Here is a 16,724-nt window from a genome sequence, read left to right as displayed (position 1 = left end):
CCACGCAAAAAACACCAAAAAACATGCTATCTGATATTGAATCTACAAAAAACTTTTTAAAAAATAATAGATTTCTTAAAAAATACACAAAAATAGGATAAAAATACGCAAAAAATCAATAGCGCTCACGCATCAACACGCATATTAAAGATTTCTGCCAGGCCTGCAATATCTGGCTCACCATATTTCGTAACTAATTGCATCCACCGATTAGCATTGTCTTCACCAAATCGCGCAGCCTTGCGACGATAAGAATCAACTGTCAAAAAACGAGGAGGTATCGATTTGCTGTTATATTTATCCGCAACCATAACAATTTCTTGCTCAACTGTTTGCGGAATATAGTCTTCAGCAGGAAGAGGCAAATTTTGCGCAACAACTTGCTCTCGAGTTAAGCCAACTCCAGTATGATTGCGCGCAAATTGCGCAGCATCCTCACTAAAACCATTATCAATTAAATATTTATATCCGCGCAAACCATGCAAAATATAATTCGGTCCATCAAAGCGTAATATGCCACCAGCGTTGCTACTGCCATCACTTTCAAGCACAAAATACGTGCCAATATCGTGCAACAATCCACCTATTAAAGCTGCGTATTCATCAATATACTGTTTTGGAGCTAAGCCATCACTAACCGCAGGTAATATTGCATAACTATCTCCGACAAGCTCCTGAAGGCAATTTTTTGCTATTTCAGCACGCTTACGCAAAGTTCCACTCATTTGAGCAGCACGATTTTCAGCGGACAAAAGCATATTGCAATGATGAGCAATTTGCCAAGCAATTGTTGAGATTACAACACAATGACCGTGAATAAGCTCATAAGCAGCAGAAGATGGTGCAGTTGCACTATGCAATTTCTCTACTTCACCAAAATCAGGTAGATTAGCGAGTTTTATCGAGTTGCAATTAAGTATGCTTTCTGCACCATTTTCCATTTTAAGGCTCTTCCTTAAGATTCTTACTTAAGATTATTTTTTTGCACTCTTTTCAGTTGCTGCACTCTTTTCAGATTTCACACTATTCGCATCATTGGCACGAGCAGCATCCTCCACAGCCTGTACAACAGCATGCGTTACATTCGCTGCATCGATATTTGCCCCATCTTTATTAGGCTTCTCCACACTAACTTTTTTTGTCTCTTTAATTGGAACTGGGCTAATTTTCCCAGTATTGGCAAGTTTTTCGTTAGCAAACATCACATTAGCAGCAGCAATATCTCGTGCGTTCATAACAGCAGTCTGCTCAGCATCAGTAGGTCTGATATCTTTCACAACGTGAATATTAGTTTCAAGCGCTGAGGCACCTTGCAAAGATTGAACTGCTCGCTGAGAACAGTCTTCACGCTTCAAACGCGGAGGTCTGCGAGTAGAAACAAACAACGGCTGCACTTCAACAACCGGATTGTAAGGAGCCAAACCAAACCATTTAACAGGCGTACCAGCAACATGTCTAATTGCATATTTCATCTTTAAAGATAACGCTCCACGCACAGAAATATTAGATTCCGGCATCAACGCTTTGTGCAACAGAACATAGCGAATTGGTCCAATATCTGGATCTGCATCAACCTTTGGATACACGGATTTTTGCTGAGGAAGTTCGCCCGTGTGCGATAAGTCATGCATAATTTGGTGAAGATACGCTGGTATAGAAGGCGACACTTTAAATCCGAGTTTAATTTTTACGCGGAATAAGTAGTCCGTACCGAAATTCTCTACACAATACTCACGAGTAAACGGAGCGTCATCTGTTTCTACAGAAACAGCCCACCAAGCTCTAGCACGCTTTGGATGGTCGGCAAAAATAGAGAAGAAGATTCCAGTATCGAGACGCTTCATTTCACGATCGGAAGTCAAATACACAATATTGTCAGCGAAATACGGAATACGGAAATCTCCGTGCAACTTATCTAGCACAGGTAGGAAATCTTTCGGTTTCATGTGCAAACGTTGCGAACGCTCAATTTTAGTTCCATCTTTCCAAGTGACCATAATGATCAAAATTGAAACACCGAGCAGCATAGTAAACCAGCCACCGTGCATGAATTTCGCCATGGAAGCCACAAAGAACATCATCTCAATCATGAGGAATACGATTGCAAATATGAAGGCACCAAATCGCTTCTTTTGATACCACATGTGCACTGTGAGCAAAATAGTCGTAGCAAGCATAGTTAGAGTTAAAGCTAAACCGTATGCGCCAGAGATATGTTCAGAATCGCGGAATACTGCAAGAACCGTAATAGTGGCAACACACAGCACAACATTCACAACTGGAATATACAGCTGTCCACGAGTTCTAGCAGGATATCGCACTTGCAAATGTGGCATCCAATTTAGGCTTGTTGCCTCAGAAACCATTGTGTATGCGCCTGTAATCAACGCTTGAGAAGCAATAATGCCAGCAGTAACCGAAAGAATAACGGCAACATATCGCACATTTGGTTCAAGCATTTGGAAGAACGGGTTCAAACCTTCTATTGACCATAATGCTTTATCGTTTTGATTTTTCAACATCCAAGCGCCTTGCCCAAAGTAATTCAGCAGCAAAGCAACTTTAATAAACGGCCAGGTTGCGTACACATTGCCTCTACCAACATGACCCATATCAGAATATAACGCTTCAGCACCGGTAGTAGAAAGGAAGATCACACCCATAACCGCTAATCCCTGCACATTATGCGTGCTAAACAGGAATTTTATGCCATGAATCGGGTTAAGTGCTTCAAAAATAGTCCAATCTTGGCCAATGTTCATGACACCAACCAGCGCAAGGAAAGCAAACCAAAGCATCACAACAATGCCAAATACTTTGCCAATTCGCTCAGTTCCGCGTTGCTGTACAGAGAAAAGTATGACGATTATAATAACCGTAATCATCATCGACAAATTCTCATTTTCTAAGAATATTGGCTTAAACACTGCAATAGTGCGCAAACCTTCAACTGCTGAAGAGATGGAAACTGCAGGAGTCAGCACAGAATCTGCCAAAAACGCGGCTCCACCAATCATTGCCGGTATTGCAAGCCACGCGCCTTTTTTACGTAGAAGCGAATATAAAGCAAAAATGCCACCTTCGCCTTTGTTGTCTGTTCTCATTGCAACAAATACGTATTTTACGGTTGTAATTAATGTGATTGACCAGAACAGTAGCGAAAGCATTCCGTAGATAGTCGCGCGATTTATGTTTTGTAAGCCGCCTTGACCTGCTAAAAATGTTTGCGCAGTATAAAGCGGAGAAGTACCAATATCGCCATAAACAACGCCAAGAGCAACAATTGCCATTCCCAATGTAAAACGATCGGAACTGGTTTGCAATTTTGCCCACCATCTACCTAACGGACCTCGTACTGCACTAGCAACAAGCTTTTCCGCTTCTTTTACTTCTTGCGCTTGCTGCTGAGCTATTACTTTGCGCTCTTCGCGTGTTGTCGTTTTTTTTGACACCTGAGGAGCCTTAGTAAACGAGGCAGCTCGCAATATAGCATCCTTAGTACCTTTTAAGGATTTAGTGCTTTTCTCGGAATCTTTCGCGCCGTTGCGAGGATCCTTTGTACTATCGTTTGACGGTACAGCAGTGCGTGACTTAGTCATGCTTAATTGTTCCTCCATATATGAGGCTTCTTCTTGATGCCAACAAGAAGTCGCATAAACCTCACACCTCACAGTTTTATTTCCGTACTTGGATATTGTATACAACAATAGTGCATCGCGCAAAAAATATTAAAAAATCCTTGAAAATTAAGGATTTTATATTCCTAAAATTCGTAAATTTTTCGCGTATTTTCGCGTGTAACTTTCGCTGCTTGCAATAACGATATATTTAGAACTTCAGAAAGTGTTTCTAGCGTATAAGGAACCATATAAGGCGCGTTTGGCCGTCCACGATACGGCATTGGCGTTAAATAAGGCGCATCCGTTTCAACAGTTATATGGTCTTTGCCAATAATTCGCGCAGATTCGCGTAATTCATCATTGCCTTTGTAACTTATAGTTCCAGAAAAACTTGCGTACCAACCGTGCTCTTTCAATATTTCGGCTAAATCCACAGCACCAGCATAACTGTGAAATACTGTTCGCTCAGGAGCGCCATCTTTTAGTAAGACTTTCACTACGTCTTCATGCGCATCACGATCGTGAATTTGTAAAGGTAAATTCAGCTCTTTTGCGAGCGCAATATGGTCGCGGAAAGCCTCTATTTGTGCTTCTTGCGCAGGCTCTCCCGTACGAAAGTAGTCTAAACCGGTTTCACCTATTGCCACTACTTCTTTTGGATGAGCAATTACTAGCGAGCGCAAATGTTGCATAGCTTCGTCAAATGGAATATCGTGATACGGCTTGTAAACTATCGGTAGTCCGTCAGGTCCTTGAGCGCCTTTGTGACCATGTAATACTGCTTCGTTTGGATGTATTGCTATTGCTGCACGAACTGAATTTTCATGCGTTTGAGCAAACTTAATCGTCGGCTCCCAATCTGGATATTCACATCCGACTTCTAGCATGTGTGAAACGCCTGATGATTTTGCTTGAGCAACTAAATCGTCTGCAGTAGGTTCCGCTATTAAATCGCGACCTTTTTCTGCTAATTCTTGATTCAAATTATGTGCAAAATCCACAACGCTAAGCATGTGCGTGTGATCGTCTGCAATTGTTATGCCTTCTTGTAGCAGATTTTCCCATACTGCAGATTGCGCTGCTAAAGCCGGCGCCCAATTATGTTCGCGATGATGTTTACTCATATTTTTAAGTCTACTCGCAAACTCAACTGTCAATTTTTATTGAATGATAAGTATTTATAAAACTGCTTTGCGAATTGCATCATATTGCGATTTTACAAGACGATAATACGCTCCTCTTGCCTCCATAAGCTCGTTATGAGTGCCTTTTTCAACAATTTCTCCATGATCGATTACACAAATCAAATCCGCATTCTCAATCGTCGAAAGCCTATGCGCTATTACAAAAGATGTGCGATTTTTAAGTAATTGAGCTAATCCTGCCTGTAATGCTTCTTCTGTACGAGTATCAATATTACTTGTTGCCTCATCTAGAATAAGAATTCGCGGATTCGCAAGCAATACTCGCGCAAACGATATAAGCTGACGCTGACCTGCAGAAAGAGTGGCTCCGCGCTCTTCAATTTCAGTATCGTATCCGTTCGGTAATCCTTCAATAAATTCGTGAGCATGAACTGCGCGCGCTGCATTCTCAATTTCTTCATCAGTGGCATCGAGCTTCCCATAACGGATGTTCTCGCGTACGGTTCCACTGAAAATAAAGCTATCTTGCAACATTACGCCCATTTGTTTTCTAAGAGATGCGAGCGTTACTGAACGTACATCGTACCCGTCTATAGTAATCGAGCCTTCTGAAACGTCGTAGAATCTAGAAAGAAGACCTACAAGAGTTGTTTTTCCTGCGCCAGTAGGCCCCACAAGAGCTACAGTAGTACCAGGATTAACATGCAAATCAACCAAGTTCAATATTGGCCTTCCATCTTCTTCGTAACGGAAAACAACGTCATTTACGTCTACTTTTCCTTCGATCTGAGGCAATTGAATAGCATCTGGCTTATCTACAATATTTGGCTTAATTCGTAAAGTTTCAAAAATTCGTTCCAAATAAACTGAGCACGTTACAAGTTGCGTGTAGAAGTTTCCAATATTTACTACTGGATCCCAGAAAGTAGTCGAATACCAAACAAATGCTATAAGCGTGCCCGTGCTCACGTTCATTGCACCTAAGTTTGCTATGCCAGCGTAATACAAAAGCGCTATTGCTGCAGTCTCAATAATTGAAGCACCAGGCCAAAGTAACATTTGCACTCTAACGTTTCGCATCCAAGCACTTCTTACTTCTGCTTGTTGCTCTTGGAAAGTAGCGTATGCTGTAGCTTCTCGCGCAAAAGTTTGCGTTGTTTTTACTCCTGCGATTGATTCGTGCAAATACGCATTTAAATTACTTTGTTTATTTGATAATTTTTTAGACGCTTTTCTTTGCAAAATTTGTAAAGTTCGCGTCCAAATTATAAATATTGGGAATAGCGCTAAGCTCCACAAAGCCATTCGCCAATCTATAACAAACATTGTTATTAATGTAATAATAAGCACAAAAACGTCGGAAAATACGTTAATTAAACCAGACGAAAGCGTGTCAGAAAGCGTATTGATGTAGTTTACGATGCGAATCAGAATTTTCCCATGCGGACGCGAATCAAAATAATCAAAAGATAATGATTGAACATGCGTAAAAATATCGCGTCGCATGTCTTTGATTATCATCTGGCCGATGCGTGTAATCGCTAAAGTTCTGTATGCTAAACCGAGTTCATACAATATAATGAGCACTGCAAATACTGCAATAATTGTATATAAATAATTGACGTTTTTCTGAGGCAATACAACGTCGATTAGCGTTTTTGTAATCATTGGCATCGCTGTCATAATTATGCTGCCGCTAATAACTACCATAATTACGAATAGAAGTTTAGTAGCATACGGCTTCATATATTTTCTAACGCGCATAAGCTCGTGCACATTTATGTGTTCTTCTTGAGCTTCGTCTTCACGATAAGTATTACGTTGTGCCATTTCTACTCCCCCTTCGTTTCGAATCCTGCAGACCTGCCAGTTTTAAAGCCAAGTTGCTTTCTATAGATCTCCCAGTACCTTCCATGAGCAGCCACAAGCTCCGCGTGAGTGCCGCGCTCTACGATTTTTCCGTGATCTAGCACAACAATCATGTCTGCATCTTTAACGGATGAAATTCTGTGAGCAATAGTGATTATTGTGCGCGTGCCGTCGAGTTTCTTTAGCTCCTGCTGAATATGCTCTTCTGTTTCCATATCTACAGCTGAAGTTGTGTCATCCATAATTAGGATTGCAGGATTGTTTGCTAAAGCGCGAGCTAAGCTTAAGCGTTGCTTTTGACCACCAGAAAGACCAACTCCGCGCTCTCCTACTACAGTTTCGTAACCTTCTGGCATGCTCATAATAAAATCGTCAGCCGCTGCGATTCTAGCCATTCTGCGAATCGTATCGTCTAATTCCTTGCAATTTTCTTTATCTTGAGGCAAACCGAAGCCAATATTTCCTGCAATCGTGTCCGAAAACAGGAAAGTTTCCTGAGCTACTATGCTAACTTCATTTCGCACAGTTTCCAGAGGCCATTCACGCACGTCTTTTCCGTCAATTAAAACGCGACCACGCGTCGGATCGTAGAATCTTGCAATAAGGCTTACAAGAGTTGATTTTCCAGACCCAGTTTCACCAAGAATACCAAGCTTACTTCCGGCAGGAACGCTTAAATCAATATTCTTTAAGATTGGAGAGTCTTGATCGTCTGGGAAAGCAAAATCAACATGTTCAAAAGTGATTTCGCCTTTTACTTTAACGCTTGCGTCCGCTTCTTTTAGAAGATTAATATGCGATTCTTGCGTAAGAAGCTTACGAATATTAACGCAGCCCGCATTAAAACGCTGCCAATCGTTAATAAGCCATCCTGTCATTCTAACCGGCATATGAAGCATCCAAAGGAAGCTATTAAAAGTAACAAATGTTCCTAAAGTCATACTGCCATTTAGAACAAGCCATCCGCCGAAACCAACTGTTATAAGCTCTAGCACAAAACCCATGCCGTCAAGCCAAGGCATGTATTTTTGCGTGTTTTTTGCAAGCGTAATATTGCGATTAAAGTAGTCTTCGTTACATTCGTCGAATTTTTTGGTTTCATAATCCTCGCGCACAAAAGCTTTTACAACACGGTTACCTTCAATATTTTCTTCAACCATTGAATTCATGCGCGCAAAAGATTCGCGAATTGCAAGGAATTTCGGCCTAGCTTTTTTGCCCATAACTCTTGCAAGCATGAACAAAAATGGCGTAATTGCCATAAGAGCTAAAGCAAGCTGCCATTGGATTGAAAACATTATAACTAGCGCCAACACAAACATTACTACGCAATCTAGCGCCATATACGAAACCCAGCTTAGAATATGGCGAATCGCATCCGTATCAGAAGTCATACGGCTCATAATGTCGCCCGTACGAGTGTGATTAAAGTATGTAAAATCAAGAGAATGAAGCTTCTCGTACTCGTCGCTCACAAGGCGATACACGGCATTCTGGCCGAATCTTTCCATTTGAAGCTGGTAAATATATCTTGAGCCTACGCGAATAATCATCATTGCAACCATCAGCAAGCACACTCCTAAAAGCAGATTATGCTGTTTGCCAATAATGATTTTGTCTACAATAAATCCCGAAAGCAATGGCATTGTCATTGCCATTGTGTCATTAATTGTAAAAAGTATAAGCGATACGCCTACTCTCCACATGTCTGGCTTACAGTATTGCAATACCCAGCGCACATTGTTCGCGTCTTTGCGTTTATTTGGGTTGACGTACATGCGCCGGATTCTCCTTTGTTTTTGACTTCGTTTTTTGAGACTTAATCTTAAATTTATAGTTTAATCGACAGCTCTTGTTTGGTGTTGAGCGAGTTTCATAGCGAGCGCTTATTCCTCACGGCATAGCCGTTCGGCTGATTTGGCATGTGAAGCACACCGTGCTTCACATGCCAAATCACGCTTTGAAGGAGCTTGAAATCCTGTTGATTTCAAGCTCAGTCAAAGCGCATGAAAGCATGTGGCGTGTAGCCAAAAGACTACACGCCACATTCTATAAGTTAAGCAATCAGCTTAGTAAACTTGCGCGAATTATCGCTACAAATTTACTTACTTCTGCCAGCCCATATCCTCTGGGTAGGTGGTTGCGTAACCAGCAGGGCCGTTGTTAGCAAAGCCCTTCTTGAACACCTGATAAATAGGAGGAGCGGAAACTGGAAGAGTGCCGTAGAGTGCAAGAGCTGCAGACTCTGCCTTGTTTGCATACTCAGTCTGTTCCTTGTAGTCGTAGGTCTTGCCGACCTTATCGAGCATGGCATCAATCTTCTTGTTGCCAACGAGACCGAGGTTGGAATCACTGTCAGACTTGTAAACCTGGCTTGCTGCAGACAAGAAGCTCAATGGAGATTGGGACTGCCATGCCAATGGAAGCACCTGGTACTCGTGCGAAGCAACAACATCGGAGAACTTAGCAGCAGCATGGTTCACAGTCTTGCACTTAATTCCAGCCTTCTTCATCATGGCCTGGAATGCGTTAGCAAGAGCTGCCTGAGTAGAATCATCGCCGAAGAAGGTGAAGGAAATTTCAAGAGTCTTTCCGCCCTTCTCATAGTAACCATCCTTGCCCATCTTGTAGCCAGCAGCTTCAAGGGTCTTCTTAGCGTTTTCGGTGTTGTACTTGCCGTCAGCAGGAAGATTGTTCTTGTAGCCAGCCTGGAACATGGAGAGAAGCTCAGAACCTGGCTGCTCGCTCTTCCAGTTCATGCCCTGGAACTGAATCTTGTTGTAGGTAGCAACGTCGAATGCCTGAACAACAGCCTTACGAACTGCAAGCTCGTTAAGTGGCTTGGACTTAGCGTTGAAGTTAAGCACGCGAACCTTGGTGCTGTAGCCGTAACGCAGCTGAGCGCCCTTAACGCTACGAGCAGACTTGATTGCGTCCTTAGAAGAAATGGTATTGGTTACAGCATCGATTTCACCGTTCTGGAAAGCGTTCAAAGCTGCAGTATCTTCCATACGTTTTACAACAACCTTATCGAGCTTTGCCTTCTTACCCCACCACTTTGGATTGCGGGTGAAAACAACCTGATTTTCGGTTGCGGACTCAATCTGGAATGGACCTGCACCCCACTCGTTGTGAGGATTGTTTACCCAACCCTGGTTGAAGGTCTTAACGTCAGCAGACTTTGGATGAACCAGTGGAGCGAAAAGCATTTCCCATGTTGCGCATGGCTTCTCATAAGTCACTACAACCTGCTTTGGAGTGGAACCTTGTTCAACACTCTTGATGCAGTCATAGCCTTCAGTACTTGGGACGGAGTATTCCTTATTCTTGCCGCTCAAAGCCTGCCAAGTAGCCTTAAATGCGGTGTAATCAATTTCCGTACCATCATTCCACTTGGCCTTTGGGTTCAAGTTGTACTGAACAACAAGTGGCTTATCGCTAACCTTCTTAACGGAAGTGATGTAGTCAGGGTTGTACTTGATCTTTTCACCCTTAACGGTGTCATAAGCCATAAGATTTGGCTGGTAGAAGCCCCACAAAGTAGTCATGTAACCAGAGTTACCGTCGTTAGAAGCGAGATTCCAGTTTGGACCGAGAACAGGAAGAGCAACGGTGTAAGTGCCGCCGTCCTTAACGTTGTCACGTGACTGTGGATTATCGTAACGCTTGTTGACATCTGGCATTGGAAGTTCGCCAGTGTAAGAAGTGTCAACACCAGCAGCTGGCTCTTCAGTCATACCTGCTTTACCAGCATTGTTAGTAGCACCGCCGCAAGCGCCGAGCAGCATTGCAACAGAAAGTGCAGCTGCGGCAAATACAGTCAGTTTACCTGCATTTGTATTTTTCATGATTCCTCTCATTCCCCGGATGATGTCCGTCTTCCGGTATGTTGTATGAGTATATACAACTCTATGACATTCGACAAATCGTTTTCACAAAATATTGATTTTTTTCTTTTCAACTTTATGAAAATTAGTCAAAAAAGAATAATTTATTATCTATAATGAGCAAAACAGAAAATTTTTTAGTTTATTTTGGATAAAAAACAAAATATATTACGTTTTTTAAATTTATGTTACACAATAAAAAGTCGCGCATGTTGTAATAAACATGCGCGACTAAGTAATTTATTCAGGTTGATGAAGATTAACTAAAATCAACAAGTCATGAATTACCTAACATCGTCAAAATTATCTTCTTCAGAAAGAATAATACGCTTACGGTTCTTCTCAATTGTAGGATCCGGAATTGGCACAGCGCTAATCAAAGCCTGAGTGTAAGGGTGCTTTGGATTATCAAACACCTCATCCGTTTCACCAGATTCAACAATTCGACCGTGATACATAACAGCAATACGGCTAGAAATATGTCGAACAACAGCCATGTTATGCGCCACGAACAAGTAAGCAACACCCAACTTGTCTTGCAAATCTTCAAGCAAGTTAATAATTCCAGCCTGAATAGAAACATCCAGAGCCGAAACTGGCTCATCAAGAAGCAAAAGCTTAGGATTCACAGCCAAAGCGCGAGCAATAGCGATACGCTGACGCTGGCCGCCGGAGAACTGCGTTGGGAAGCGATCAACTTGATCAGGATTCAACTCAACCAATTGCATAAGCTCAGCAATACGCTGGCGAATTTCTTCCTTCGACTTCTTTTGCACGAGCAAAGGCTCGGCCAAAATATCGTAAACAAGCATACGAGGATCAAGCGAGCTCATTGGGTCCTGGAACACGTACTGAATCTTAGAACGAAGTTCGCGACGCTGCTCACGAGTCAACTTATCGTTCAACTCAGTACCAAAAACTGTAATAGAACCAGACTCAGGCTTCTTCAAGCCCATAATCTCCATCAAAGTCGTGGACTTACCAGAACCAGACTCACCAACCAAAGCAACTGTTTCGCCTTCACGAACCTCAATACTCACACCATCAACCGCGCGAACTTCACCAACCTTACGTCGCAAGAAGCCGCCGCTAGTAATTGGGAATGTTTTAACCAAGTTCTTAACATCCAAAACAACTTTTCGTTGTTCACGAGGAATGCCTTCAAACATTGGCTTAATTGGCTTTTCGGTTTCCGCATGAAGCAACGAGCGAACAGTTTCGCTTTCCGCTTCAAGACCCATCATTGTGCTGTCGTCGCCGCTTTCTTCTTCAGCCATAAGCATATCCATAGTCGGCTTAGAAATTGGAGTCAAACGACGAGTGCGCTTTTGATCAACGCGAGGAACAGCACCCAACAAGCCAATAGTGTACGGCTGAGTTGGGTGAGCAAAAATCTCTTCAACGCTATTATGCTCAACCAAATGACCCGCATACATAACAATAACTTCGTCTGCAACGCCAGCAATTACGCCCAAATCGTGAGTAATAAAAATCATTGCAGCGCCGGTTTCGCGCTGAGCTTTCTTCAAAACTTCCAAAACCTGAGCCTGAATAGTCACATCCAAAGCGGTAGTAGGCTCGTCTGCAATAATAATATCCGGATCGTTAGCAATTGCCATAGCAATCATCACGCGCTGGCGCATACCACCAGAAAACTCGTGAGGGAAAGCCTTCAAACGCTCAGCCGGCTTAGTAATACCAACCAAATCAAGCAATTCAATAGAACGCTCGCGAATCTGCTCTTCGCTCATGTCCGGGTTATGAATAACCAAAGCTTCCTTAAGCTGATCACCAATAGAGAAAACTGGAGTTAAAGCAGAAAGAGGATCCTGGAAAACCATGGCAATATTCTTGCCACGAATCTTACTCATCTCAAGATCAGTTTTAGTAAGAAGCTCCTCGCCCTTATACTTAACCGAACCTTTAACACTAGCATTCTTATCGAGTAAGCCCATCACAGCCAAAGAAGTAACCGACTTACCGGAACCGGACTCGCCAACGATACCAATAGTCTTTCCGCGGTACAAATCAAAATTCATTCCGCGCACAGCATGCACAGTACCAGCTTCAGAAGCGAAGCTAACTTGCAAGTCGCGTACTGAAAGCAACGGTTCGTTGTTTTGATCTTCCATCGTGGTTTCTTCCTTAATAGCGTTATTTGCAATATCAGTCATGTTTATCACTCCAAACGCTCGTTAGTCGGCCTTACCAACAGACCTAGAATATGGATCAATGGCATCACGCAAACCGTCACCAATAAGCTGCACGGAGAAGGTTAGCAAAACAAGCACTGCAGACGGCACCAAAAGCACCCACGGAGAAGTCTGCACAACGCTTTGGCCAGCATTAAGCAAAGTACCAAGAGAAGTATCCGGAGCCTTAATACCAAGGCCCAAGAAGCTCAAAGCAGTTTCGCCGTTAATCGCACCAATAACACCAAGAACCGTGTTAATAATCAATACAGAACCCAAGTTTGGAACCAAGTGGCGCACAATAATGCGGAACGAAGAAACGCCCTCGAACTTAGCTGCACGAACATACTCACGTTCGCGCAAGCTCAAAGTCAACGTACGAAGAGTACGAGCGTAACCAATCCAACCAAAAGCTGTTAAGCCAAATGCCAACCACAGCCAATCGCTACCACCACTAGAAGCACTAATGATTAAAGCAATCAGCAGGAAGGAAGGAACAATCAGCAGCATGTCCAAAAGCCACATACCAACCTGCTCAAACCATCCTTCGAAGTAAGAAATGGCAGTACCAACCAAAGCAGCAATAACTGTAATGGTAATAGAACTAACAATACCAATGGAAAGTGAACGGCCAAGTCCGCGCACAACCATTGCGTACATGTCTGAACCGCCTGGCGTAGTGCCAAGCCAATGCTCTGCAGAAGGAGGAGTTGCTAGAGAAGAAAAGTCTGGTTCGTCGTAGCTCCACTTTGAAATCTTTGAGCCAAACAAAGCAAAAAGAATCAAAATTACAAGCATAACCAAGCCCACAACTGCAGACGGGCGACGGAAGAATCGACGCGTATAAAGCGTCATCTTACCAGTGCGTTTAAAGTTGCCCCAGGCACCAGCAGTAGCTTTTCTATCTGCAGCAGACTCTTGAGGTTTTGAAGATACATCTTTTTTATTCATATCAAATTCACCTACACTGTTCTGCTAGTTCAAACGAATACGTGGGTCGAGCCAAGCAGAGAAGATATCTGCAAGCAGAGCACCAACTAAGGTACATACAGCACCAAACGCTGCAATAGCAACAGAACCGTTAATATCGTTCTGCATAATGGTCTGAACGAAGTAGCTACCAAGACCGTTAATAGCAAACACGGTTTCAGTAATCACAGCACCCGTAAACACGCCTGCAATAGAGAAGGCGACGTCAACAGCTGTTGGAATCAAAGAAGTACGCAAAGCGTGGCGGCGAATAGCCAAATTCAAAGGTAAGCCCTTAGCGCGAGCCGTACGAACGTAATCAGCATTCATAGTATCGAGAAGATACGTGCGCTGCGTTAAATGATACCCAACCATGCCAGGAATTGTCATAACAATCGTCGGCAAAATCAAATGCTGAAGGAAGTCAAGAAGGAACATGAACGGGTCAGAACCCTGGTAAGAGTGCAAACCAGTAACGTAGAAAAGTCGCACGCCTGTTGCGCGGTTAATGCTAATAGCAGCAAGCACAACCATCAAACCCAAAACTGCTGCAGGAACAACCAGCAGGAAGGTTGCGGTGGAATTAAGAACTCTATCTTGCCACTTGTACTGACGGATAGCAGTGTAAACACCAACGCTAACACCGAGAACAATGCCAAGAATTGTAGCGCCAGTAACCAGCTGAACAGATGCGCCAATACGAGACATAATTGCCGGACCAACTGGAGCCTGATCTGGGCTCAATCCCCAATCCCACTTAGTAAAAATGTTGTAAATCCAACGGCAATAACGAGTAAACACTGGAGTCTGGTCGTTAATATTTGCCAAATCCAAAGAACGGTTGATTGATGCAATAGGTGGATGCGGATGCCTAGACATGTAGTTCGAACGCGGTCTCATAAAAGCACTTGTCAAGAAATACGTCATGGATACGGCAACAAACAACATCACCACATAATTCAGGCATCGTTTAACGATGTATCGTATCATTGTGACTCTTTTCTACGACTAGCCATTTTTTACCTCCATTCGGCATCCATAAATCTTGTGATTTACAGTATTGCCGATCTAACACTCGACCTTGAAAAAGGCGTGTTTGAATCGACCCTTGTCAATCCGGACACATAATTAGTATATTTTTAGCCAAGCTATGTACAAAGAGACAAACAGAAAATATTTTTGCACAGCACTTTTCTCAATATCCAAGGGAAAAATTTCGTATATATAAGTTATATTATACATATCTAAACATGCAAAAAAGCGCAAAATATCAGTGATTTCTAGCTATATTTTTACACAAAGATATGTATTTTAAAATCAAAAAAGTATTTTTATACATACAAAATACGTTTTATAAGCAAATATAATAAATTCAAAATTTAATTACAAAAACTGAATATTTACCGAAAAAATTGTAGTTTTACTAAAATAATTAATAGTATTCAAGCAAATGCCGAAAATAGGCATAGACAAGAAACACACGCGAGACATTGAGCAGTATACAATATTTTTTATTCGTACTTTCAACTCTAAAAGGAGAATGAATAAGCTCATGGCTGAAAACATCAAAGCCGTAACTCTGGAACATGTAAAAAATTATTCCAAACATTTTAACGAACAGCGCGCAAATCTTCTCGCCGCGAATGCAGCAGTAACAAATGGTGTGCTTAAAGCCGCAACAAGCTACCAAGGCAAGCGTGCTCTTCCTCGCGAATTCTCAATAGAATTAAAACAAGGCAGCATTACCAATCAGAAGCGCTCCGGACGCTGCTGGATGTTCGCCTCACTTAATACTTTGAGATACGAAGTAATGCATAAGTGGAATTTAGACGACTTTGAGTTTTCAGAAAGCTACCTATTCTTCTGGGACAAGATTGAAAAAGCAAACGCTTATTTGGAAAATGTGCTTTCAACACTTGATGAAGATGTTAATAGTCGACTTTTTGAGAGCATTAACTATGGTCCAATCGATGACGGCGGCTGGTGGCAAATGTTCGTCAACTTGGTAAACAAGTACGGACTTGTGCCAAAGAGTGCATATCCAGATTCACAGAACTCAGTCGACTCTGATGCATTCGTACAGTACATCAATACCAAGTTGCGCGAGTTTGCATACGAATTGCGTGAAGCTCATAAGAACGGAACTTCTTTGGAAGAATTGCGCGAAATGAAAGTTCGCGATTTGGAAACCGTTTATCGCATGACGACTATTGCCCTGGGTGAACCACCTGCACAGTTTGACTTCTTCGCACGAACTAAAGATGATGATGACGATAAGAAGGACGGCGAAAAAGACGAAACCAAGAAAGATGGCGAGAAAACCAGCAAAGCTGACAAGCCAAAAACCGGCAAAGATGAGCGTCCAATGATTTGTGAATATGGAATTACTCCACTTGAGTTCGCAAAGAAGTACGTCCCAGTTGACGTAAACGACTTCGTAACAATATGCAACGCACCTATGGAACGCACACCATTCAACAAGCTCTACCAATTCAAGTACAGCACCAACGTAGCTGAAACAAAGGAAATGGAATTTGTTAACGTTCCTCTCGATGTATTCAAAAAAGCAGCTGTAGACCAATTAAAAGATGGTCATCCAATCTGGTTTGCATGCGATTGCACACAGTTCTCCTTGCGTGACAGTGGATTCTTCGATCCTGCAGTTGTGCGCGTAGATGAATTGTTTGATGTGAAGTTTACATTCGATAAAGCTCACGGTTTGGAATATATGGATTGCCCAGGAAATCACGCAATGACATTCACTGGCGTAAATCTTAATAAAGATGGCGATCCAGATCGCTGGAAGATCGAGAACAGCTGGGGCAAGGATGCTGGCGAAGACGGCTATTATGTTGGCTCAGCAGAGTGGTTCGATCGTTATGTGAACGAAATAATCATCAACAAAAAGTACCTTGACAAAGAAACTTTAGCTGTATTGGATCAAGAACCAGTAATGCTTGAACCATGGGCGCCACTTTCGAAGCGTTGCCGTTAAATAGTTACCATTAAAATTAAGTTTGGCAACCGTGTGAGCGCAGATTG

The 16,724-nt window shown here is 42.5% G+C and carries 10 protein-coding genes; 1 reads left to right on the top strand and 9 read right to left on the bottom strand.

Annotated features, from left to right (window positions below; translation table 11 throughout):
• Positions 1–125 precede the first annotated feature (125 nt).
• The 9 genes from HXT29_RS06165 to HXT29_RS06125 form a co-directional block, all read right to left on the bottom strand.
• Complete coding sequence (locus tag HXT29_RS06165; protein WP_004104700.1) at positions 126–941, bottom strand: HD domain-containing protein; 816 nt, start codon at positions 939–941, stop codon at positions 126–128.
• Between the two features lie 33 nt (positions 942–974).
• Positions 975–3,599 carry a KUP/HAK/KT family potassium transporter gene (locus HXT29_RS06160; RefSeq protein ID WP_117008971.1) on the bottom strand — a complete coding sequence of 875 codons (2,625 nt, stop codon included), beginning with the start codon at positions 3,597–3,599 and terminating at the stop codon, positions 975–977.
• A gap of 164 nt (positions 3,600–3,763) precedes the next feature.
• Positions 3,764–4,744, bottom strand: coding sequence for a TatD family hydrolase (locus HXT29_RS06155; RefSeq protein ID WP_415696103.1), 981 nt, complete (start codon positions 4,742–4,744; stop codon positions 3,764–3,766).
• 54 nt (positions 4,745–4,798) lie between these two features.
• Positions 4,799–6,595, bottom strand: coding sequence for an ABC transporter ATP-binding protein (locus HXT29_RS06150; protein ID WP_422118355.1), 1,797 nt, complete (start codon positions 6,593–6,595; stop codon positions 4,799–4,801).
• Between the two features lie 2 nt (positions 6,596–6,597).
• The gene (locus HXT29_RS06145) at positions 6,598–8,412 is read right to left on the bottom strand and encodes an ABC transporter ATP-binding protein (RefSeq protein ID WP_410297193.1); all 1,815 of its coding nucleotides are present in this window, start codon (positions 8,410–8,412) and stop codon (positions 6,598–6,600) included.
• 327 nt (positions 8,413–8,739) lie between these two features.
• On the bottom strand, positions 8,740–10,482 hold the full coding sequence (locus tag HXT29_RS06140) for an ABC transporter family substrate-binding protein (protein ID WP_410297192.1): 1,743 nt from the start codon (positions 10,480–10,482) through the stop codon (positions 8,740–8,742).
• A gap of 323 nt (positions 10,483–10,805) precedes the next feature.
• Positions 10,806–12,695, bottom strand: coding sequence for an ABC transporter ATP-binding protein (locus HXT29_RS06135; protein ID WP_410297614.1), 1,890 nt, complete (start codon positions 12,693–12,695; stop codon positions 10,806–10,808).
• Between the two features lie 21 nt (positions 12,696–12,716).
• Complete coding sequence (locus HXT29_RS06130) at positions 12,717–13,664, bottom strand: ABC transporter permease (protein WP_004104713.1); 948 nt, start codon at positions 13,662–13,664, stop codon at positions 12,717–12,719.
• 24 nt (positions 13,665–13,688) lie between these two features.
• Positions 13,689–14,672 (bottom strand): ABC transporter permease, encoded by a 984-nt coding sequence (locus HXT29_RS06125; RefSeq protein WP_012914500.1) that lies wholly within the window; start codon positions 14,670–14,672, stop codon positions 13,689–13,691.
• Positions 14,673–15,234: 562 nt separating this feature from the next.
• Here HXT29_RS06125 and HXT29_RS06120 point away from each other — a divergent pair.
• Entirely contained in the window at positions 15,235–16,677 is a 1,443-nt protein-coding gene (locus HXT29_RS06120; RefSeq protein ID WP_032842247.1) for an aminopeptidase C, read from the top strand.
• The last annotated feature ends 47 nt before the right edge of the window (positions 16,678–16,724 follow it).

Source organism: Gardnerella sp. DNF00550 (assembly GCF_049262685.1).
Classification (GTDB): domain Bacteria; phylum Actinomycetota; class Actinomycetes; order Actinomycetales; family Bifidobacteriaceae; genus Bifidobacterium; species Bifidobacterium leopoldii.
This window is presented reverse-complemented; position numbering and strand designations above follow the sequence as displayed.